The organism is Amycolatopsis heterodermiae, from assembly GCF_034929455.1.
In the GTDB taxonomy this organism is placed as follows: Bacteria; Actinomycetota; Actinomycetes; order Mycobacteriales; family Pseudonocardiaceae; genus Amycolatopsis; species Amycolatopsis heterodermiae.
In genome coordinates, this window is record NZ_JAYFSI010000011.1 from 348,699 (window position 1) to 368,068 (window position 19,370).

At 71.9% G+C, this 19,370-nt stretch carries 23 protein-coding genes and 1 pseudogene; 17 read left to right on the forward strand and 7 right to left on the reverse strand.

Annotation, left to right across the window (positions count from 1 at the left end; all coding sequences use genetic code 11):
- Positions 1 to 286 precede the first annotated feature (286 nt).
- Complete coding sequence (locus VA596_RS37485) at positions 287 to 550, forward strand: UBP-type zinc finger domain-containing protein (protein WP_323333657.1); 264 nt, start codon at positions 287 to 289, stop codon at positions 548 to 550.
- Positions 547 to 2,214: an FAD-dependent oxidoreductase gene (locus tag VA596_RS37490; protein ID WP_323333659.1), complete on the forward strand. Its 1,668-nt coding sequence runs from the start codon at positions 547 to 549 to the stop codon at positions 2,212 to 2,214. Before VA596_RS37485 ends, VA596_RS37490 begins: the two co-directional genes overlap by 4 nt.
- 166 nt (positions 2,215 to 2,380) lie before the next feature.
- Here VA596_RS37490 and VA596_RS37495 read toward each other — a convergent pair whose 3' ends face one another.
- Positions 2,381 to 2,809 carry an STAS domain-containing protein gene (locus tag VA596_RS37495; protein WP_323333661.1) on the reverse strand — a complete coding sequence of 143 codons (429 nt, stop codon included), beginning with the start codon at positions 2,807 to 2,809 and terminating at the stop codon, positions 2,381 to 2,383.
- 243 nt (positions 2,810 to 3,052) lie between these two features.
- Here VA596_RS37495 and VA596_RS37500 point away from each other — a divergent pair, with 243 nt between their 5' ends.
- Together VA596_RS37500 and VA596_RS37505 are read left to right on the forward strand one after the other, a co-directional pair.
- A complete protein-coding gene (locus VA596_RS37500) occupies positions 3,053 to 3,268 on the forward strand; it encodes a hypothetical protein (protein WP_323333663.1) in 216 nt (71 codons plus the stop codon).
- Between the two features lie 103 nt (positions 3,269 to 3,371).
- Positions 3,372 to 3,962: a hypothetical protein gene (locus tag VA596_RS37505; RefSeq protein ID WP_323333664.1), complete on the forward strand. Its 591-nt coding sequence runs from the start codon at positions 3,372 to 3,374 to the stop codon at positions 3,960 to 3,962.
- A gap of 32 nt (positions 3,963 to 3,994) precedes the next feature.
- Here the strand turns inward: VA596_RS37505 and VA596_RS37510 are convergent, their stop codons facing one another.
- The gene (locus tag VA596_RS37510; protein ID WP_323333666.1) at positions 3,995 to 4,303 is read right to left on the reverse strand and encodes a putative quinol monooxygenase; all 309 of its coding nucleotides are present in this window, start codon (positions 4,301 to 4,303) and stop codon (positions 3,995 to 3,997) included.
- A gap of 572 nt (positions 4,304 to 4,875) precedes the next feature.
- Here VA596_RS37510 and VA596_RS37515 point away from each other — a divergent pair.
- The 13 genes from VA596_RS37515 to VA596_RS37575 all read left to right on the forward strand — a co-directional run bounded on the left by VA596_RS37515 (position 4,876) and on the right by VA596_RS37575 (position 15,378).
- Complete coding sequence (locus VA596_RS37515) at positions 4,876 to 5,163, forward strand: Hsp20/alpha crystallin family protein (protein ID WP_323333668.1); 288 nt, start codon at positions 4,876 to 4,878, stop codon at positions 5,161 to 5,163.
- Between the two features lie 10 nt (positions 5,164 to 5,173).
- Complete coding sequence (locus VA596_RS37520; RefSeq protein WP_323333669.1) at positions 5,174 to 5,692, forward strand: general stress protein; 519 nt, start codon at positions 5,174 to 5,176, stop codon at positions 5,690 to 5,692.
- Entirely contained in the window at positions 5,692 to 7,566 is a 1,875-nt protein-coding gene (gene dnaK, locus VA596_RS37525) for a molecular chaperone DnaK (RefSeq protein ID WP_323333670.1), read from the forward strand. Before VA596_RS37520 ends, dnaK begins: the two co-directional genes overlap by 1 nt.
- A 9-nt stretch (positions 7,567 to 7,575) precedes the next feature.
- Positions 7,576 to 8,115 carry a nucleotide exchange factor GrpE gene (locus VA596_RS37530; RefSeq protein ID WP_323333673.1) on the forward strand — a complete coding sequence of 180 codons (540 nt, stop codon included), beginning with the start codon at positions 7,576 to 7,578 and terminating at the stop codon, positions 8,113 to 8,115.
- A 6-nt stretch (positions 8,116 to 8,121) separates the two neighbouring features.
- Positions 8,122 to 9,066, forward strand: coding sequence for a J domain-containing protein (locus VA596_RS37535; RefSeq protein WP_323333675.1), 945 nt, complete (start codon positions 8,122 to 8,124; stop codon positions 9,064 to 9,066).
- Entirely contained in the window at positions 9,066 to 9,362 is a 297-nt protein-coding gene (locus VA596_RS37540) for a chaperone modulator CbpM (RefSeq protein ID WP_323333677.1), read from the forward strand. The genes VA596_RS37535 and VA596_RS37540 overlap by 1 nt, the downstream gene beginning before the upstream one ends.
- Positions 9,353 to 11,992 (forward strand): ATP-dependent chaperone ClpB, encoded by a 2,640-nt coding sequence (clpB, locus tag VA596_RS37545; protein WP_323333679.1) that lies wholly within the window; start codon positions 9,353 to 9,355, stop codon positions 11,990 to 11,992. The genes VA596_RS37540 and clpB overlap by 10 nt, the downstream gene beginning before the upstream one ends.
- Positions 11,989 to 12,468 carry a thioredoxin gene (trxA, locus tag VA596_RS37550; protein WP_323333681.1) on the forward strand — a complete coding sequence of 160 codons (480 nt, stop codon included), beginning with the start codon at positions 11,989 to 11,991 and terminating at the stop codon, positions 12,466 to 12,468. Before clpB ends, trxA begins: the two co-directional genes overlap by 4 nt.
- Positions 12,465 to 12,728, forward strand: coding sequence for a UBP-type zinc finger domain-containing protein (locus VA596_RS37555; protein WP_323333682.1), 264 nt, complete (start codon positions 12,465 to 12,467; stop codon positions 12,726 to 12,728). The genes trxA and VA596_RS37555 overlap by 4 nt, the downstream gene beginning before the upstream one ends.
- Positions 12,725 to 14,095, forward strand: coding sequence for an FAD-dependent oxidoreductase (locus tag VA596_RS37560; RefSeq protein ID WP_323333683.1), 1,371 nt, complete (start codon positions 12,725 to 12,727; stop codon positions 14,093 to 14,095). Before VA596_RS37555 ends, VA596_RS37560 begins: the two co-directional genes overlap by 4 nt.
- Positions 14,095 to 14,544, forward strand: coding sequence for a DUF1931 family protein (locus VA596_RS37565; protein ID WP_323333685.1), 450 nt, complete (start codon positions 14,095 to 14,097; stop codon positions 14,542 to 14,544). Before VA596_RS37560 ends, VA596_RS37565 begins: the two co-directional genes overlap by 1 nt.
- Positions 14,545 to 14,706: 162 nt before the next feature.
- On the forward strand, positions 14,707 to 14,856 hold the full coding sequence (locus VA596_RS37570; RefSeq protein ID WP_323333713.1) for a CGNR zinc finger domain-containing protein: 150 nt from the start codon (positions 14,707 to 14,709) through the stop codon (positions 14,854 to 14,856).
- 57 nt (positions 14,857 to 14,913) lie between these two features.
- On the forward strand, positions 14,914 to 15,378 hold the full coding sequence (locus VA596_RS37575; RefSeq protein ID WP_323333687.1) for a VOC family protein: 465 nt from the start codon (positions 14,914 to 14,916) through the stop codon (positions 15,376 to 15,378).
- Here the strand turns inward: VA596_RS37575 and VA596_RS37580 are convergent.
- From VA596_RS37580 to VA596_RS37600, 5 genes and pseudogenes are all read right to left on the reverse strand, one after another.
- Entirely contained in the window at positions 15,375 to 16,370 is a 996-nt protein-coding gene (locus tag VA596_RS37580; protein WP_323333715.1) for a helix-turn-helix transcriptional regulator, read from the reverse strand. The two genes, VA596_RS37575 and VA596_RS37580, sit on opposite strands and share 4 nt — an antisense overlap.
- Before the next feature lie 151 nt (positions 16,371 to 16,521).
- A complete protein-coding gene (locus VA596_RS37585; RefSeq protein ID WP_323333688.1) occupies positions 16,522 to 17,304 on the reverse strand; it encodes a pyridoxal-phosphate dependent enzyme in 783 nt (260 codons plus the stop codon).
- Positions 17,208 to 17,459 (reverse strand): annotated as a pseudogene (locus VA596_RS37590) (pyridoxal-phosphate dependent enzyme); the annotation flags it as partial. The gene VA596_RS37585 and the pseudogene VA596_RS37590, both read right to left, overlap by 97 nt.
- Positions 17,456 to 18,574, reverse strand: coding sequence for an SDR family NAD(P)-dependent oxidoreductase (locus tag VA596_RS37595; protein ID WP_323333689.1), 1,119 nt, complete (start codon positions 18,572 to 18,574; stop codon positions 17,456 to 17,458). The pseudogene VA596_RS37590 and the gene VA596_RS37595, both read right to left, overlap by 4 nt.
- Positions 18,575 to 18,612: 38 nt before the next feature.
- On the reverse strand, positions 18,613 to 19,164 hold the full coding sequence (locus VA596_RS37600; RefSeq protein ID WP_323333691.1) for a CGNR zinc finger domain-containing protein: 552 nt from the start codon (positions 19,162 to 19,164) through the stop codon (positions 18,613 to 18,615).
- Positions 19,165 to 19,370 lie beyond the last annotated feature (206 nt).

The window sequence follows — 19,370 nt, forward strand, 5'->3', positions numbered from 1 at the left end:
GCCGGGTCCGGCCCCCAGGACGCGCCCGTCCCGGCGGTGGGGCCGGACCGGATCGGGGAACGCCGGAGGCGAAGGCGGCCTCGGGAGAGGACCCGGTGCCGGCCGTCACGAGTGGGCGCCGTCGTCGACGAGAACCGCGCGGTGAGCAAGCGTGGCTCGGAACTTCTCCGCCACGCTCGGAGCGGGCCGGCACGTCCGCACCGAGGAGATCCGGCGGGAGCGGCCCGGAGAACGTCCTGCGCGACCCGCTCGGCCACGTGCCGAAACCGCCGGAGGAGGCGAAGACATGACCACCGTCACCGACCCGCACCTGGCTCTCGTCCGAGAGGTGGTGCCCCGGACTCCCCGGGGTTGCGAGGAGTGTCTCGCCGCCGGCACTCCGTGGCTGCACCTGCGGCTGTGCCTGACCTGCGGGCACGTCGGCTGCTGCGACTCCTCGCCGAGGAAGCACGCGAGCCGGCACGCCCACGCCATCGGCCATCCCATCGTGCGCTCGCTGGAGCCCGGGGAGAACTGGTGCTGGTGCTACGTGCACAAGGTGTTCCTGTGACGCTCCCGGCGCCGGACCTCGTCGAGACCCCGGATCCGCACGGCGCGTTCCCCCGGCTGTCCCGCGAGCAGATCGACAGGCTCTCCGCCGCGGGCGAGCGCCGCGCGGTGCGGCCGGGGGAAGTGCTCTACGCGCAGGGAAAACCGGCGGCGGACTGGTACGTCGTCCTGCGTGGCAAGGTCGCCATCCAGCAGCGCGACGGGGACGACGCCAGAACCCTGCGAGTGCACGGGCCGGGGCGGTTCCTCGGCGAGCTGGGCCTGCTCGAAGGGCAGCCGTCGTTCTTCACCGCCGTCGCGGCGGAACCCGGCGAGGTGCTGGTCATCCCGGCCGGCGAGCTGAAGTGGCTCGTGTTCGGCGACCCGGTATTCGGCGATCTGGTCCTGCACGCCTACTTCCTCCGCCGCGCGCTCGTCATCGGCTCCGGCGACGGGCTGCGGATCGTCGGCTCGTGCTTCTCGCCGGACACCCGGCGGCTGCTGGAGTTCGTCGCCCGCAACCGCCTGCCGTACCGGCTGGACGACCTCGATCAGGACCGCGGGGCCGAGGCGCTGCTGCGCCGGCTCGGCGTCCCGGCCGAGGAGACCCCGGTGGTGGTGCTGCCCGGTGCCGGTGTGCTGCGCAACCCGGGCAACGCCGAAGTGGCGTCCGCGGTGGGGCTCCGGCCCGAGCGGCAGCCGGTGGGCGTGCGCGACGTGCTCGTGGTCGGCGCCGGACCCGGCGGGCTCGCGGCCGTCGTCTACGCCGCGTCCGAAGGACTGGCGACCGCGGCGTTCGACGCCGTCGCCTCGGGCGGGCAGGCGGGCACGACGTCGCGGATCGAGAACTACCTCGGCTTTCCGTCCGGGATCTCGGGTGCGGAACTGGCCGAGCGGTCGGTGATCCAGGCGGCCAAGTTCGGGGTCCCGGTGGCCGTTCCGGGTGAGGCGCGCACCCTCGTCCCGCGCGACGGGCTGTACGCGGTCGGCTTCGACGACGGCACCGAAATCGTCACCCGGACGGTGATCATCGCGAGCGGCGCCCGGTACCGGCGCCTGCCCGTCCCGGGACTCGAACACCTCGAAGGCACGTGCGTCCACTACGCCGCGACCTCGCAGGAGGCCAGGCAGTGCCGGGCGGACCCGGTCGCGGTGGTCGGCGGCGGCAACTCCGCGGGACAGGCCGCGGTGTTCCTGGCGGAAACCTCGCCCGTGGTGCACCTGCTGGTGCGCGGCGGCGCTCTCGCCGCGGACATGTCGCGCTACCTCGTCGACCGGGTCGGGAACCACCCGCGAGTCCGGGTCCACCTGCACACCGAAGTTCGCGAGGTCGTCGAGGACGGCAAAGCGATGGCGGGCGTCGAGGTCGAGGACAACCGCACCCGCGTGCGGGACCGGCTCGCCGCGCGCGCGTTGTTCGTCTTCGTCGGGGCGGCTCCCCACACGCGCTGGCTGTCCGGCCACATCGCTCTCGACGAGGACGGGTTCGTCCTCACGGGCGCGGACGTCGGCGCGTTCGCCGGCGCCGGGATCTCGCGGGCACCGATGCCGCTGGAGACGAGCAGCCCCGGTGTGTTCGCCGTCGGCGACGTCCGGCACGGCTCGGTGAAACGGGTGGCCTCGGCGGTGGGCGAGGGCGCCATGGCCGTCCGGTTCGTGCACGAGCACCTCGCGCGAGAACGCTGAGCGCCTGCGGGCCGGGCGCACCACCGGCGGACGTGGGCGCTCTCGGGCATTGTGACGCAGCTTCCCGGCCCCGGTGCCGGTGACGTTCGTGGCGTGGGCGTCTCCCGGCGGCACGTGCCGCGGCACTCGCTGCCGGCCGCGCGCGGTACCGACCGGACTCAGGACCTTACGCAGCGCGGGACGGCGCCGTGATGGCCCGGCCGATGCCGGCGTGGATGTCGAACCGGCCGACCAGGCCGAGCACGGTGAGCGGACGCAGCACGGCCCGCGAAGGGCGAGCGAGACGCATCGGGATCCCGGCATCGTGAAGCGTGAGCCGGGTGTGCTCCAGGACGCCGACACCGCCCACGCTGAAGAACCCGACCCGGCCGAAGTCCAGGACCACGAGCCGGTTGCCCGCGCCCACCAGGCCCCCGAACGCGGTACGCAGGTCGGCGAGGCCGATCACGTCCACGTCACCCCCGACCTGCAGCACGGTGACGTCCCGGCGAACCTGGTAGGTGCACACCCACAGTTCACGCAGAACCCGCACCGGGAGCCAGGCACCCGGATGCGTTCGGACGGGCGGTTCGGCGTGGTCTCGCGGCTCGGCCATGGCTGGGGTCCCTCCTGGACGGCGAAACGGCCTTTCGGCCCTGGAAGAATTCACATTCTGCCCAGCCGGGCGGCAGCGCTCCTGGTCCTGGCGACGTGAACATCGGGGCGCTGATCAGTCCCCCGGAGTCGACGTCCGGCCGGCCGGGGAGGAAGAGCGGCACGGGGCGCGCCGGCCGGACCTTCGACGACCGCGCGGTGCTCGTCGCCGGCAGCCCCGGCGAAAGCCCCTCCCCAGTGGCCGGTGCGTACCGCGACGGCCGGGTCGGCCCCGGCCCCCCGCGAGTCCGTCCTGGACCACCTGCGCGGTCGGCTGCGCCAACGTCACCTCTCGACCACCACGCTCAAGGACGAAACCGGCGCCTGCTCGGACACCGCTCACCTGATCCAGGTGGTCTCCACCGCCGAGCCGCCCGACAGCGCCGGCACGATTTCCCGCTGGCCGGCAGACCGGCCGTGACCGTGACCGAGGGCGGCCGGGGTTTCTCGGTCAGCTCTCGGACCTGTGCCGAGCCGGCGATGGCCCGACCCGAAGTCATGGCGGCGAAAGCGGTTCCGTCGGGATGGTCGACGCGGCGATGAAGCGCGAGAGCGCGTTCGGCGAGCCGGACGACCTCGGCAGGCGAGTCGAGCCCCGTCGGCTGCCGCGCCACGCCCGCGAGCGCGTCTGCGTGGCGCAGGGGGCTCGACCGGTCCGCGACGAGCGCCCGCACGCGCTGGACGCAGGGCAGCGCCTCGGCGCGCCGCTGCCGCAGCTCGAGCAGGGTCGTACAGGCCATCAGCAGGCTGACCCGTCCGTCGTGCCCGGCGCCCTCGGCCGGCTTGCCGGCGCCGTCGGGCAGGGCCTGCGCTCCCCCGTACCGCTCGAGCCGGGTCAGGGCGCGGGCGAGGCGGTCGGCCGGGAGTCGTCATCGGTGGCCACGGAGAGCGCAGCCGCGTGCACGGCGGCGCGTTCGTGGCAGGAAGCTGGTGATCGCCCAGGCGAGCCGTCCGGTCCGGTCGGTGAGACCGGCGCGCCCGGCGAACTCCAGCATCGCGAGGCCGGTCGCATTCTCCTCGGCCGGGCAGGTGTTCCTGCCGGACGGTGCGGTGGCCGGCACCTTTCGCGGCGCACCGGTCGTCGTCGAAGAAGTGAAGGTTCACAACTTGCCTGACAGGGCAACGACTTCGCGGCTCGAACGACGGGTCAGGGCAGTTTCGAGGCCAGGATGTCGACCCTCTGGATCACGGGGGTGGCGGTGAAGAGATCGGGTGCCTGGGCCATCAGGGCCTCGGCCACCTTGCCGTTCAGGTGCGCCTCGCGTCCCGGCTCGTCGGGGAACACGTCGTAGATCCCGAACGTCGTGCCACCGAGACGGAACGCGAACCAGGCGGTGGTCGCCGGCTCCTCGTCGACGAGCGCCCGGCCCGACTCGAGGAACTTCTCGACGTCGCCCTCACGGCCCGCCTTGGCCTCCATCGTCACGAGCAGCCCCACAGTCGGTGTCTCGGTCATGAGTTTCCTTCTCAGCTGTCATCCTGCGCGCCGAATTTCGTCCTGTTTGGACGCGAACACAGATGACGTTAGCCCCGTTCCGACCGTGACGCCAGGACACTGACGAGGGGACCGGCCTTCGTTCGCACTGCGACAGCCATTCCCGCACGAACGCAACGATTTCGCCGCGATTCACTCCGGTTGATTTCCGGCGGATGCCCCAAGCTCGCATCGATTCCGAGTAGGATTTCGGGAAGCCGCCAGTGCGATCGCAGTGCCCGCACGGAGACGTCGCCGAGCACCTCGTGCACGGTGACCGCCTGTTCGCGCTCGCGCCGGTGCAGCGAGGCGTTCGCCGGCGCGCCTTTTCTTGCTCTGCCGGGTCGATAGTTCGCGCGAATTTCGACCTGCCAGGCGCACGCGCCGGGACGGCCGTCCTTGCCACTGTATGGATATCCCGGAAGGTCACCGCGACAGCGCCGATTCTGCCGGTATTCGCGAACACGTGTCTGCCCGGAAACCGCGTCGCGGAGTCGATTTGACGCAGGAGGTCTTTCTCGCGGCACGTACCCGGGCGAAGGAAGAGGAGAGTCATGACCCTGATGCGTTTCGACCCGTTCCGCGATCTACGCCGGGAAGGGGACGAGCTGCTGGTCGACGAACGGCCGCAGGGTGAGTTCAGCCGCCAGTTCTTTCTGGGCGACAACCTGGACAGCACCCGGCTGTCCGCGGAGTTCGACCGCGGCGTGCTCGTGCTCGGTATCCCGGTCGCCGAAGCCGGCAAGCCGCGCAAGGTCGAAATCGGCGGCCGTACCACCCCGGCCGGAGAGAAGCCCCGGATCGCCGGGGAAGCCGCCCGCGAAGAACCCGCGAACGTCTAGGAGCCAGCCGATGACCACGCAGCCGGGCGCCACCGCGCCACCACCGCGCCACTCCCCGGACCCCCGCGCCGCGGAACAGCGCCGTCCGATCGGAACTTACGAGACCTACAGCGAAGCCGAGCGAGCCGTCGACTACCTGTCGGACAACGGTTTCCCCGTCGAACGGGTCGCCATCATCGGCTCGGACGTCCAGCTCGTCGAGCAGGTCGTCGGACGCCTGAACTACGGCGGCGCCGCGCTGCGCGGCGCCGGCTCGGGTGCCCTCACCGGCCTGCTGATCGGCTGGCTGTTCGGGCTCTTCAACTGGCTCACGCCGTTGCTGGCGGCCTTCACCCTCGCCGTCTACGGACTCGTGTTCGGCGCGGTGATCGGCGCGATCTTCGGTCTCGCCGCGCACGCGCTGCAGCGCGGCCGCCGCGACTTCGCCTCGGTCCGGGTGATGACACCGACCCGCTACGAGGTCGTCGCCGACGCCGCGGTGGCCGACGAGGCCAAGAGCCTGCTCGCCCAGATGACCGGAGGCCGGTGATGGCCAAGGCGGTCGGCATCGACCTGGGCACGACCAACTCGGTGATCGCCGTCTGGGAGGGCGGCGAGCCCACGGTCATCGCCAACTCCGAAGGGGCCCGGACCACCCCGTCGGTGGTCGCGTTCACCGAAAGCGGGGAGCGCCTGGTCGGCCAGCTCGCCCGCCGTCAGTCGATCCTCAACCCGAAGGGCACGATCAACTCGGCGAAGAGGTTCATCGGCCGGAAGTACGGCGAAGTCGGCGACGAGGCCAAGGCCGTCGGTTTCGACGTCGTCGAGGGTGAAGGCGGCGTCGTCCGGTTCAAGATCCGCGGCAAGCTCCACTCGCCGGAGGAGATCAGCGCGCAGATCCTGCGCAAGCTCGCCGACGACGCGGGCAAGTTCCTCGGCGAGCGGGTGACCGAGGCCGTCATCACCGTGCCGGCGTACTTCAACGACGCCCAGCGGCAGGCCACCAAGGACGCCGGCAGGATCGCCGGGCTCGAGGTCCTGCGCATCATCAACGAGCCGACCGCCGCCGCGCTCGCCTACGGGCTCGACTCGAAGGGGCACGAGACGGTCCTCGTGTTCGACCTCGGCGGCGGCACCTTCGACGTGAGCCTGCTCGACGTCGGCGACGGCGTGGTCGAGGTCCGGTCGACCGCCGGGGACACCCACCTCGGCGGGGACGACTTCGACCGCCGGATCGTGGACCACCTCGCCGACCGGTTCAAGCAGGAAAACGGCATCGACCTGCGGTCGGACCCGCAGGCGCTGCAACGGCTCTTCGAAGCCGCCGAGAAGGCGAAGGTCGAGCTCAGCTCGGTCAGCCAGACGAGCGTGAACCTGCCGTTCATCACCGCGGGCCAGGACGGCCCGAAGCACCTCACGACCACCTTGATGCGGTCGGTGTTCGAGCAGATCACCGCGGACCTGGTCGAGCGGTGCCTCGGCCCGGTCAAGCAGGCGATGGCCGACGCCAAGGTGACCGCGAACGACATCGACGAGGTCATCCTGGTCGGCGGCTCGACCCGGATCCCGGCCGTGCAGAACCTGGTGCGCAGGCTGACCGGGGGCAAGGACCCGAACATGAGCGTCAACCCGGACGAGGTCGTCGCGCTCGGCGCGGCGGTCCAGGCGGGGGTGCTCAAGGGCGAGGTCAAGGACGTCCTGCTGCTCGACGTCACCCCGCTGTCCCTCGGCGTCGAAACCCGCGGCGGCGTGATGACGAAGATCGTCGAACGCAACACGACGATCCCGGCGCGGCGGACCGAGGTGTTCTCCACCGCGGAGGACAACCAGCCGGCGGTCGACGTCGTGGTGCTCCAGGGCGAGCGCGAACGGGCCGCCGACAACCGGGTGCTCGGGCGCTTCCAGCTCACCGACATCCGGCCGGCACCCCGGGGCGAGCCCCAGGTCGAGGTCACCTTCGACGTCGACGCCAACGGCATCCTCGACGTCACCGCGAAGGACAAGGACACCGGCGCGCAGCAGAGCATCACGATCAGCGAGAGCTCGAACCTCGACCAGGCGGAGATCGACCGCATGGTCACCGAGGCCGAGCGCAACCGGTCCGAGGACCAGCGGCTGCGCGAGGAGATCGACGCGCGCAACCTGCTCGATTCGGCCGCCTACCAGGTCGAGCGGGCCATCACGGACAGCACTCCGCCGCACGAGAAGGCGCGGGCGGAAATGCTCGTCCAAGACGCTCGCGAGGCCGTGCAGGACGCCGCTCCGCTGGACCGGGTGCGGTCGCTGACCTCGGAGCTGCAGCAGGTGCTGGCCGGGCTCACCGCTCCGCGTCCGAGCGGCGGCGAAAGCGGCGGGAACGGCGACGGCCCCCGGCACGCAGCCGACGAGGACGACGTGATCGACGCCGACTTCGACCGGGCGTGAGGCAGCGCGATGGCCACCACAGAAAGGGCCGCGGAGCAGGGAGAACCCTCCGCGGAGGTCGCCGGGGCCGGCACGGATTCCCGCCCCCGGGAAGGGCCGGCCCCGGCGACCGGGGTGGAGGAGAAGCTCGCCGAGCTCGAGGACCGGTGGCGCCGCGCCGTGGCCGACCTCGACAACGTGCGCAAGCGCCAGGCGACCGAACTGCGGCGGGAGGTGGAAGCCGAGCGGGCGAAGGTCGCGGCGGCCTGGCTCCCGGTGCTCGACAACCTGGAGCTGGCGCTCGCGCATGCCGAGGCGGACCCGTCGGCCATCGTGCAGGGTGTCCGCGCGATCCGGGAGCAGGCCGTCCGGCTGCTCGCCGGGCTCGGGTACCCGCGTGACGACGAAACCGGCGTCCGGTTCGACCCGAACCGGCACGAGGTCGTCGCCGCCGTCGAGGACCCGGCCACCGAACCGAACACGGTGACCCACGTCGTGCGGCCGGGCTACGGGACCGACCGGCACCGGCTGCGGCCGGCGGCCGTGGCGGTGTCCAAGTCCCAGGGGTGATCGCCGGTGGCCACCGACTTCTACGAGGCTCTCGGTGTCGCCGAAACGGCGAGCACCGAAGAAATCCAGCGGGCGTACCGGAAACTGGCGCGCCGGCTCCACCCCGACGTGAATTCCGACCCGGGCGCCGAAGAGCGTTTCAGGGAGGTCAGCGAGGCCTACCAGGTGCTGTTCGACCCGGAGCAGCGCAAGAAGTACGACCGGTTCGGCGCGGACTTCCGCCGGGTGCCCGACGACTTCGACGAGCGGGCGTACGCCGGTGCCGGTGGCCGGGGTGGCGGCCGCGTCCGCCGCACCCGGGCCGGTCCGGGATCCGGCGGCGGCTCCGAGAGTTTCGAGGGCTTCGACGGCTTCGAAGGTGTCGACATCGAGGACCTGCTGGGCGGCTTCTTCCGGAGCCGGGGGGCCGGCGGGCCGATCGCGGGCGCCGATCAGGAGGCCGAGCTCGAGCTGACGGTCGAGGAGGCCTACCGGGGCGGGCGGCGGCACCTGGGCATCGCCGGCGCGGGCGAGCGCGGTTACGACGTCGACATCCCGGCCGGCGTGCTCGACGGGCAGCGCATCCGGCTCGCCGGCCAGGGCGGACGGGCGTCCGGCGACGCGGCGCCCGGTGACCTCTACCTCGTGGTGCGGATCAAGCCGCATCCGCGCTACCGCCTGTCCGGGCGCGACCTCACGGTCGAGCTGCCGGTGTCGCCCTGGGAGGCGGCGCTCGGTGCCACGGTTCCCGTGGTGACCCCCGGCGGCGAGGTGAAGGTGCGGGTCGTGCCCGGCTCGTCGACCGGGCGGCGGCTGCGGCTGCGCGGCGAAGGCCTGCCCAACCCCCGGGGCAAGCCGGGCGATCTCTACGCCGAGGTCCGCGTGATGGTGCCGAAGAAGCTCGGCAAGCGGGAGCGCGAGCTCTTCGAAGAGCTTGCCGCCGTGTCCGATTTCGACCCGAGGAGGACCTGATGGCCGAGTACCTGCTCACCCGTCCCGTCCGGATCGGCCTCAGCGCGGCAGCCGCGCGAAGCGGGCTGCACCCGGAGCTGATCCGCCGGTTCGTCGCGCTGAGCCTCGTGGACGGCACGACCGATGCGAACGGGCGGATGTGGCTGGCGCCGTCCGCGGTCGCCGCCCTCGCGCGCATCCAGCGGCTGCGTGCGGGGCTGTGCCTCAACTACGCGGCCATCGGGCTCGTGCTCGACCTGCTGGACCGCATCGACGTCCTCGAAGCCCAGGTCAGGAGCCGGCGGCCATGGACATGAGCAAGCTGACCCGGAAGTCGCAGGAGGCGCTGCAGGAGGCCCAGAGCGCGGCGCAGCGCCACGGCCACACCGAAACGGACGGCGAGCACCTGCTGCTCGCCCTGCTCGACCAGCCCGACGGCCTGGCGCCCCGGCTGCTCGAGCAGGCCGGCGCGGACGTCGACGGTCTTCGCGAAGCCGTCGAAGCGGAACTCTCGCGACGGCCGAAGGTGACCGGCCCCGGCACCACTCCCGGGCAGGTCCACCTCACCCGGCGCCTCGCCGGCCTGCTGGAGGCCGCCGAGCGGGAAGCCAAGCGGCTCAAGGACGAATACGTCTCCGTCGAACACCTCGTGCTGACCCTCGCCGACGAGGGGGCGAAGTCCGCGGCGGGGCGGCTGCTGACCCGGTACGGCGTGACGCGCGAGTCGTTCTTGACGGCGCTGACCAGGATCCGCGGCAACCAGCGGGTCACCTCGGCGACGCCCGAGGGCGCTTTCGAAGCGCTGGAGAAGTACGGCCGCGACCTGGTCACCGACGCGCGGTCGGGCCGGCTCGACCCGGTGATCGGCCGCGACGCCGAGATCCGCCGGGTGATCCAGATCCTGTCGCGGAAGACGAAGAACAACCCCGTGCTGATCGGCGACCCCGGCGTCGGCAAGACGGCGATCGTCGAGGGCCTCGCCCAGCGCATCGTGCGCGGCGACGTGCCGGAAGGCCTGCGGGACAAGACGATCTTCTCGCTCGACATGGGCTCGCTCGTCGCCGGGGCGAAGTACCGCGGTGAGTTCGAGGAGCGGCTCAAGGCCGTGCTGGCCGAGGTCAAGGCCGAAGAGGGACGCATCCTGCTCTTCGTCGACGAGCTGCACACGGTCGTCGGAGCCGGCGCCGCCGAAGGCGCTGGGTCTTCTTTGGACGCCGGGAACATGCTCAAGCCGATGCTGGCGCGCGGCGAGCTGCACATGATCGGCGCCACGACGCTCGACGAGTACCGCAAGCACATCGAGAAGGACGCCGCGCTGGAGCGCCGGTTCCAGACGGTCGTCGTCGACGAACCCTCCGTCGAGGACACCATCTCGATCCTCCGCGGGCTGCGGGAGCGGCTCGAGGTGTTCCACGGCGTCAAGATCCAGGACGGCGCGCTGGTCGCCGCCGCGACCATGTCCCACCGCTACATCACCGATCGGTTCCTGCCGGACAAGGCGATCGACCTGGTCGACGAGGCGTGCGCCCGGCTGCGCACGGAAATCGACTCCATGCCCGCCGAGCTCGACGAGCTCACCCGCCGCGTCACCCGCCTGGAGATCGAGCAGGCCGCGCTGTCCAAGGAGTCCGACCAGGCCAGCAAAACGCGACTGGCCGACCTCGACCGGGAGCTCGCCGATCTTCGTGCCGAAGCGGACTCGAAGAAGGCGCAGTGGGAAGCCGAGCGCCAGGCGATCCGGCGGGTCCAGCAGCTGCGGTCCGATCTGGAACGGCTGCGCCACGAAGCCGAAGAAGCGGAACGGAACTACGACCTGAACCGCGCGGCCGAGCTGCGCTACGGCGAGATCACCGAAGCCGAACGCCTGCTCGCCGCGGAGGAAGAACAGCTGGCGGGCAAGCAGGGCCGCGAGCGGCTGCTGCACGAGGTCGTCACCGAGGACGAGATCGCCGAGATCGTCGCCTCCTGGACCGGGATCCCGGTTTCCCGGCTGCAGGAAGGCGAACGGGAAAAGCTGTTGCGGCTCGACGAGATCCTGCACGAGCGGGTGATCGGCCAGGACGAGGCCGTCCGGCTGGTCGCCGACGCGGTCATCCGGGCGCGTTCGGGGATCCGCGATCCGCGCAAGCCGATCGGGTCGTTCCTCTTCCTCGGCCCGACCGGGGTCGGGAAGACCGAACTCGCCAAGACCCTCGCGGCGGCCCTGTTCGACAGCGAGGAGAACCTGGTCCGGCTCGACATGAGCGAGTACCAGGAGCGGCACACCGTCTCGAGGCTGCTGGGCGCTCCCCCGGGTTACGTGGGCTACGACGAGGGCGGGCAGCTCACCGAAGCCGTGCGGCGCAAGCCCTACTCGGTCGTGCTGTTCGACGAGATCGAGAAGGCGCACCCGGACGTGTTCAACACCCTGCTCCAGGTGCTCGACGACGGCCGGATCACCGACGCGCGGGGCCGGACCGTCGACTTCCGCAACACGGTGGTCATCATGACCTCCAACATCGGTTCGCAGCACCTGCTCGACGGGGTCACCTCCACCGGCGAGATCAAGCCGGCGGCCCGGGACGCCGTGCTGGCCGAGCTGCGGCACCACTTCCGGCCGGAGTTCCTCAACCGCGTCGACGACATCGTGCTGTTCACCCCGCTCGGGCCGGCCGAGATCGAGCGGATCGTCGACCTGCAGTTCGACGAGCTGCGCCACCGGCTGACCGAACAGGGCATCTCGGTCGAGCTGACCGCGGAGGCGCGGAAGCTCGTCGCCCGGCACGGGTTCGACCCGGTGTACGGCGCCCGGCCGTTGCGCCGCTACATCTCCCACGAAGTCGAGACCAAGATCGGCCGCACGCTGCTGCGCGGCGAACCGGCCGAGGGGCTGGTGATCACCGTGGACGCCCAGGACGGCGAGCTCGTCGTCACCTACGGCGGGGGCGAAGGGAGGTCGGCGGCATGAGCACCGGCAACGGAACCACCACCACGGTCGTGTGCGAACACTGCAGGCACAGGAACCGCGTCCCGGCGGTCGCCGCGGGCAAGCCGAAGTGCGGGCACTGCCACGAGCCGCTGCCCTGGATCGTCGATGCCGGCGACCCCGACTTCGCGGAAGTCGCGGAGCGGGCCACGATGCCGGTGCTGGTCGACCTCTGGGCCACCTGGTGCGGGCCCTGCCGCCAGGTCAGCCCCGCGCTGGCCCAGCTGGCCCGGGAACGGGCCGGGAAGGTCAAGCTCGTGAAGGTCGACGTCGACAAGGCACCCGGGCTGTCCCAGCGCTTCGACGTGAAGGCCGTGCCGACGCTCATGGTGCTGCGCGGCGGCGAGATCGTCGCGCGGCAGGCGGGCGCCGCGCCCGTACCCGTGCTGCGCGACTGGCTCGACCAGGCGCTGGCGCGGCCGGAAAGTACCGCTACCAAGAAAGGTGACGCGCGATGACCAGTGTCGTCGACCGGCATCTCGCGCTCGTGCGAGACGTGGTGCCGCGAACCCCGCAGGGTTGTGAAGAGTGCCTGGTCGCCGGCACGCCGTGGCTGCACCTGCGGCTGTGCCTGACGTGCGGGCACGTCGGCTGCTGCGACTCGTCGCCGATGAAACACGCCGGCAGGCACGCCTACGCCGTCGAACACCCCATCGTGCGCTCCTTCGAGCCCGGGGAGACCTGGCGCTGGTGCTACGTCGATCAGACATTCGTATGACCACCCTGGCGGGGATCGACCTCGGCGCGCCGCTGACCGAGACCCCGGATCCGCCCGGCGCGTTCCCCCGGCTCACGGACGAGCTGTACACGCAGGGCGGGCGGCCGTCCGGGTTTTTCGTGATCCCGAGCGGCAAGGTCGCCGTCACCGAAGGAACCGGGGACGACGCGAAGGTCGTCCGCGTGCACGGGCCTCGCCGGTTCCTCGGTGAACTCGGCCTGCTCGAAGGGCAGCCCGCGTTCGTCGGCGCCGTGACCGCCGAACCCGGCGAGGTGCTCGCCATCCCGATGAGCACGGTGCGGCACCTGGTGCTCGGCGATCCGGTGCTCGGCGACCTGATCCTGCGCGCCTACCTCGTGCGGCGGACGGTCCTCGTCGGAGCCGGCAACGGACTGCGGATCGTCGTCGACCAGGACCCGCAGGCCGAGGCACTCCTGGAGCGCTTCGGCGTCGCCGTCGCGGACACCCCGGTGGTCGTGCTGAACGGCACCGAAGTGCTGCGGAACCCGAGCACCACCGAGCTGGCCGGGACGATCGGGCTGCGTCCGCCGGAACCCGGACGCGACGTGCGGGACCTGCTCGTGGTCGGTGCCGGGCCCGGCGGCCTGGCCGCGGTGGTCCACGGCGCTTCCGACGGGTTGCGGCTCTCGGCGTCCGACGCCATTGCCCCGGGCGGCCAGGCCGGGACGACGTCCCGCATCGAGAACCACCTCGGCTTCCCGGCGGGGATCTCCGGGGCGGAACCGGCCGAGAGGTCGGTGATCCAGGCGGCCGAGTTCGGGGCCCGGATCGCCGTCCCGGCCGAGGCGCGCACCCTCGAAGCACGCAACGGCGGCTACGCCGTCGGCTTCGACGACGGCATCGAGATCGTGTCCCGCGCCGTCGTGATCGCCACCGGCGCCCGCTACCGCCGGCTCGCCGTACCCGGCATCGAGACGTTCGAAGCGACCAGCGTCTACTACGCCGCGACGCCGCACGAAGCCCGCCGATGCCTGGCGGCCCCCGTGGCCGTGGTCGGCGGCGGCGATCTCGCCGCGAACATGTCCCGCTACCTCGTCGACCAGGTCGAACAGCATCCGCGGACCACCGTGCTCGGCCACACCGAAGGCCGTGAGCTCGCCGGAAGCGACCTCGAATCGCGCGTTGTTCGTCTTCGTCGGGGCTTCCCCGCACACCGCCTGGCTTTCGGGGGTGGTCGCTCTCGACGAGGACGGGTTCGTGCTCACCGGGGCGAACGCCGAACGGTTCCGGGGGTCTTCGCGGTGGGAGACGTACGCCGCGGCTCGGTCAAGCGAGTGGCCTCGGCGGTCGGGGAAGGCCCCATGGCCGCCCGGTTCGTCCACGAACATCTCTCACAGGAGGCGTGATGCCGGTCATGGGTGCGGCGAGGTTCGAGCGGTTCTTCCGGACGGCCGCGGGCCTGGACGTCGACAAGAGCGACCTGAAACGGTACGACGAGTTCCTCGACCGCAAGATCCACGACTTCTTCGTGGTCGCCGAGGCCACGGCCAAGGCCGGCGGGCGGGACGTCATCGAGCCGCGGGACCTGCCGATCACCAAGGGCCTGCAGGAGCGCGTGCACGAGTTCCGCAAGCTGGACGAGGACCTGGAAGTGGCACCGCTGCTCGATCAGCTCCTGGCACGTCCCCCGCTCGGGATCGCGATCTCCGAAGACACCGAGGCGCGGCTCCCCGCCATCGCCGGCGGTCTCAGCGTGGCGCTCGCCCAGGCGTTCAAGATCATCGACCCGCGTGTCAAGAACCCCGGTACCGCCGAATGGGACCAGGTCTTCCGGATGTTCGAACTGCTTCTCTGAAGGGGCTTCAGGCCATCTCCGTGACCTGCGGCGGCATCGTGATCGCCTGCACGCCTGGGTGAACGACCCGGCCGCCGACGGTCCCGGGCTGCCGGCGCAGATCCTCGTGCGGCCCGCGAGCGGCACCGTCACCTACGCGGCCCGGCCGGGCGGACCGACCGCCTGGCCCGGTTCAGGACCTGCGCCAAGGCGCCGTGCGGCGCCGCGTTCTACGACACCTCCCGTAGCGGCAGCCGGGTCTGGCACGACGTGAAAACCTGCGGCAACGTCGTGAACCTCCGCGCGTCGCGGAGCCGGCAGAAAAAAAGTTGACACAGCGCGGGATTATCCGGACCGGTTGTGTCCGGTATTCCGGATAGCGTCGTGATCATGACAACGAACACCGTCCAGCTGGCCTCCGTCCGCGTGATCACCGACGACCTGCCGCACCTCGTCCGCTTCTACGAGGTCCTCACCGGGGCCACCCCGCAGTACCTGACCGACGACTTCGTCGAGCTGGTGACGCCGTCCGCGACATTCGCGCTCAGCACGCCCGAGCGGGTCGCCTTCATCACGGACGACCCACCGCGAGCGGCCGCCAACCGCACCGCCATCGTCGAGTTCGTCGTGGAGGACGTCGAATCCCTGCTGGCCCACATGAAGACCGAACTCGGCGACGACCTCGACATCGTGCAGGCGCCGACGATGATGCCCTGGGGCAACATGTCCGTGCTGATCCGCGACCCCGAAGGGTCACTCGTCAACCTCTACACGCCGGTCACGCCGCAGGCGCTGCGACTGCAGCAGAACCGCACACCCCAGCTGCCGGACGCGGGCCAGGCCGCGCGGTCCTAGCCGGAGTCGCCGCGGGGATCGGCGATCGCCGCGTCGATCAGCTTTTGCCCCAGCGCGGCAACGACCCCGTGCAGAGCTTTCGGCTGTTCGATGACGAACGGCCGATCGAGAGCGGCCAGCCTGCCCGCGACCCATTCCAACCGTTCCGCACGCACGAAAATCCTCAGCCAGTGACCGTTCCCGGCGACGCCGGCTGCCGGTTCGACCGACGCCAGCGTCTCCGGGAACAACGCTCGCACCTGCGTTGCGTCAGCGTCGACGAGCACCGACACCTCGTGTCGCCCGGGACCCGCCGCGAGCGGGCCCACCACCCGCTGCACCGGGTTCAGGTCGTCCGGCACCTCGAACGTGCCCTCCAGCAGGCGCAGGCCGGAGATGCGGTCCAGGCGGAACGTCCGCTCCGCCTGGCGCTCGACGTCGTGACCGGTGAGGTAGAGCAGCCCGTGCAGGGCAACGATGCCGTGCGGATGAACGGTGCGTGACCGTGCAGGTCCGTGCCGCGGCAGGTAGTCGAAGGCAACCGGACGCCGATCCCCCGCCGCCCGCGCGAGTCCGAGAAGCACTCTCGCGCCGGCCTCCTCGCCACCCCCGGTGCGCTCGGCCTCGCCGATCCGAGCGCCGGTGAAGTTCACGGTTTCGACCACTGCGTCGATCTGCCGGGCCAGGGCCGGGGGCAGGACCCGGCGCACCTTGGAGGTGGCGGCCTCCACGTCACCGATCGAGGCCGGGCCGGACCCCGGCCGGCCCGTCAGCAGAAGCCCCCAGACGACCGCCAGTGCTTCCTCATCGGTGAGCATCAACGGAGGCATCCGGTAGTGGCGCGCCAGCCGGTAACCACCGTAACGGCCACGCACGGAATCCACCGGAATGCCGAGGTCACGCAGGTGCTCCACGTAGCGGCGCACCGTGCGTCCCTCCACGTTCAGCCGCTCGGCCAGCTCGGCGGAAGTACGGGTGCCACCGGACTGCAACAACTCGAGCAACGTCAACACCCGAGCGGTCGGCCGTGCCACGTCACCCCCCACCGGGCGGGGTTCCCGCGAGTCATCCCGCCCACGGGGCACCGACCCGAAGAGAAAACACCTCAGCGCGCACCATTTGCCCATCCTCGGCCCGAGAGGTCGAATAACGAAGAGACACGCCCTAGCCGCAGTGGAACGTCTCGAGCAGCGCTTCCGCGCGTGCGGCGGCGACGCCATGACCGAACAGGCCCGGCAGGCCGCCGGTGTGCAGGAAGACCGTGCGGCGTCCGGAGTGGACGGTGCCGTCCGCGACGGCGGCGGCCAGGCCCGCCATCGCCCGCCCGATGTAGACGGGGTCGAGGACGATGCCTTCGGCGCGGGCCGCGGCGACCATGGCCTCGGCGACCGCGTCGGTCTGGATCCCGTACCCGGCACCGGCCTGGTCGTCGCGGATCCGCAGCGCGCCGGGGTCCGGGGCCCGGCCGGTGAGGCCGGCGACCAGGTCCGCGACCACCGGGCGCGGGTCGTCGACGGCTCCGGTGTGGACACCCAGCACGTGCTCCGGGCCGAGTGCCGCGACCAGGCCGGCCATCGTCCCGCCCGAGCCGAGCGCCACCACGACGGTGGCGAGATCGGGCAGCTGAGCGTGCAGCTCGCGGCCGCCTTCGACGTAACCGCGTGCGCCCAGCACGCTCGACCCGCCGAAGGGGATCAGCGCGGCCGCCGGCAGCGAGGCGGCGATCTCCCGGGCGGTGGCGGCCAGCCCGTCGGCGTCAACGTCACCGGCCCACGCGACACGGGCGCCGAAAAGGCCGTCGAGAACGAGGTTCCCGGAGGTGGATCTCCTGGCCTGCCCGGGAAGACCAGGACCGCGGACAGGCCGGCCTTCGCCGCGGCCGCCGCGGTGAGGCGGGCGTGGTTGCCCTGCGGCGCCCCGGCGGCCACCGCGTCCCCGACCGTCCATTCGAGTTTGCGGACCTTGTTGCCGCCGCCGCCCAGGCCGAGCAGATCGTCGCGCTTGATCCAGAGATCGTCCGGTCCCAGCCCGAGCGCGCGGGCGAGGCGGGGCGCGTGCTCGATCGGCGTCGGCCTGGGCGACGGCGGCAGCCGGGTGCTCACGCGTCGACCTTCTCGCTGACACCGGCCCAGGTGTCGAGGTCGGCCAGCCGCGCGGTCAGGGCGTCGCGCATCCCGGTGGCGCTGACGACGCCGAGCGCGAGCCGCCGCGGCGGGTTCGGGTCGGCGACGGCGGCGCGGATGCCTTCGGCGACCTTGTCCGCGGCGGAGGCGGGGGTGTCGCCCTGCGGCGCGCGGACGGTGGCGTCGTAGTCGGCGTGCGCGCCCTGGGCCGGATCGACGTTGGCGCCGAAGGCCGTGGCGGTCGGGCCGGGCTGGACCAGGGTCACCTTGATGCCCAACGGCGCGACTTCGAGGGCGAGGGCGTCGGAGAGGCCTTCGACGGCGTACTTGCTGGCGGCGAGCATGCCGAAGCCGGGCGCGGCGGTCTGCCCGAAGATCGAAGACCCCTGCAGGATGTGCCCGGACCGCTGGGCGCGCAGGACCGGCAGCGTCGCGCGCAGCACGTTCAGCACACCGAAGACGTTGGTGTCGAACAGGGCGCGGGCTTGGGCGTCGGTGGCTTCCTCGACGGCGCCGAAGACGCCGTAGCCGGCGTTGTTGGCCAGGACGTCGATCCGGCCGAACCGGGTGACGGCCTGCTCGACCGCCTGCTGGACCGCGTTTTCGTCGCGGACGTCGGCACTGAGGGTCAGCAGCCGTTCGACGGGGCCGAGGTCGGCGAGCTTGGCGGCGTCGCGGGCGAGAGCGACGACCGACTCACCGGCGGCGAGGGCCTGGTCGGCCAGGTGCGCCCACTGCGGGACGATCTTCCCGAGCGCGGGCTTGAACCCGGTCAGCTGCGGCGAATCCGGGTCCGGCGCGCCGCGCAGCCCGCCGAGCAGGGCCTCCTGCAGCGGCCGGAACGCGCGATGGGACTCGAGTTCCAGCACCCGCACGCCGTCTTCCCGGGCCCGTTCGGCGACCTCGCGCACCAGCCGCGACTTGCCGATCCCGGCCGGCCCGGAGAGCAGCAGAGTGCCGCCCCGCCCGGCTTGTGCCGAGCGGACGCCGCGCACCAGCCGGTCCAGCTCCGCGGTGCGCCCGATCAGGACCGGACACCGCCGGTCCCGCGTCTTCGGCACGGCTCCCGCGTTCGCGGGCACGCCGTGGGTCATTCGAACTCGCCTTTCACGATCGCGAGGAGCAGCCGGGCCTATGCCGTCTCCGCCTCCTTGCGGCGTTGCCGCATCGCCCGCATCGAGACCTGCGAGCTGCACCCCGGGCTGCAGAACCGGCCGGAGCGGTTGCGCGTCCGGTCGAAGAACCCGAAGTGGCACGGCGGGTTGCAGCAGGCCTTCAGCCGCCCCCACGTGTCCCCCTGGGCGGCTTCGGCGACCGCGCCGAGCACTCCGGCCAGCACGCCCGGCACTCCCCCGGCCGCCGGCCGCAGCCGAGCGCCCCGGCGGCTGACCACGGCGGTCAGCGGGTAGCGCGCGCCGGCCTGCTCCAGGTACCTCTCCGCCTCCGGCAGCCCCGGAGCCGGATCGCCGGCGTGCGCCAGCAGGACCGTGACCAGCGCGTCGCGCAGTTCCCGCGCCGCGACGGCGTCGGACTCGGTGACCACGACCTCCGGCGGCAGCAGCTCGTGGCCGGCGGCCCAGTCCGCGAAGCCCGCCGCGGTCCCGAACAACTCCGGACGCCCTCCGGCGTCGGCGTGCGTGTTCACGAACCGCAGCACCGCCTCACCGGCTTCACTCTCGACCATGGTCACAGCGTAGCTCGAAACCCGGACCGTTTCCGGCACGATCCCAACCTGGCCGCGAATCGGCCGCCGCACGATGCAGGCTAACGAGCTGGAGTCACAACTCGGACACCGCCGGTCACGCGGGTGGCCCGAGCGCACGGGAGTATCGGCGAACTTTCCGGGTAGCCGCAGGCTCGACCTCGAAGCCCCGGAGGACGTATGACCGG

What these genes read in the sequence shown, in the direction of transcription:
- VA596_RS37485 (WP_323333657.1), top strand. Translation starts at nt 287, where the DNA reads ATGACCACCGTCACCGACCCGCACCTGGCTCTCGTCCGAGAGGTGGTG.
- VA596_RS37495 (WP_323333661.1), bottom strand. Translation starts at nt 2,809, where the DNA reads ATGGCCGAGCCGCGAGACCACGCCGAACCGCCCGTCCGAACGCATCCG.
- VA596_RS37505 (WP_323333664.1), top strand. Translation starts at nt 3,372, where the DNA reads ATGGTCGACGCGGCGATGAAGCGCGAGAGCGCGTTCGGCGAGCCGGAC.
- VA596_RS37510 (WP_323333666.1), bottom strand. Translation starts at nt 4,303, where the DNA reads ATGACCGAGACACCGACTGTGGGGCTGCTCGTGACGATGGAGGCCAAG.
- VA596_RS37515 (WP_323333668.1), top strand. Translation starts at nt 4,876, where the DNA reads ATGACCCTGATGCGTTTCGACCCGTTCCGCGATCTACGCCGGGAAGGG.
- VA596_RS37520 (WP_323333669.1), top strand. Translation starts at nt 5,174, where the DNA reads ATGACCACGCAGCCGGGCGCCACCGCGCCACCACCGCGCCACTCCCCG.
- dnaK (WP_323333670.1), top strand. Translation starts at nt 5,692, where the DNA reads ATGGCCAAGGCGGTCGGCATCGACCTGGGCACGACCAACTCGGTGATC.
- VA596_RS37530 (WP_323333673.1), top strand. Translation starts at nt 7,576, where the DNA reads ATGGCCACCACAGAAAGGGCCGCGGAGCAGGGAGAACCCTCCGCGGAG.
- VA596_RS37540 (WP_323333677.1), top strand. Translation starts at nt 9,066, where the DNA reads ATGGCCGAGTACCTGCTCACCCGTCCCGTCCGGATCGGCCTCAGCGCG.
- clpB (WP_323333679.1), top strand. Translation starts at nt 9,353, where the DNA reads ATGGACATGAGCAAGCTGACCCGGAAGTCGCAGGAGGCGCTGCAGGAG.
- trxA (WP_323333681.1), top strand. Translation starts at nt 11,989, where the DNA reads ATGAGCACCGGCAACGGAACCACCACCACGGTCGTGTGCGAACACTGC.
- VA596_RS37555 (WP_323333682.1), top strand. Translation starts at nt 12,465, where the DNA reads ATGACCAGTGTCGTCGACCGGCATCTCGCGCTCGTGCGAGACGTGGTG.
- VA596_RS37560 (WP_323333683.1), top strand. Translation starts at nt 12,725, where the DNA reads ATGACCACCCTGGCGGGGATCGACCTCGGCGCGCCGCTGACCGAGACC.
- VA596_RS37565 (WP_323333685.1), top strand. Translation starts at nt 14,095, where the DNA reads ATGCCGGTCATGGGTGCGGCGAGGTTCGAGCGGTTCTTCCGGACGGCC.
- VA596_RS37575 (WP_323333687.1), top strand. Translation starts at nt 14,914, where the DNA reads ATGACAACGAACACCGTCCAGCTGGCCTCCGTCCGCGTGATCACCGAC.
- VA596_RS37585 (WP_323333688.1), bottom strand. Translation starts at nt 17,304, where the DNA reads ATGGACGGTCGGGGACGCGGTGGCCGCCGGGGCGCCGCAGGGCAACCA.
- VA596_RS37595 (WP_323333689.1), bottom strand. Translation starts at nt 18,574, where the DNA reads ATGACCCACGGCGTGCCCGCGAACGCGGGAGCCGTGCCGAAGACGCGG.
- VA596_RS37600 (WP_323333691.1), bottom strand. Translation starts at nt 19,164, where the DNA reads ATGGTCGAGAGTGAAGCCGGTGAGGCGGTGCTGCGGTTCGTGAACACG.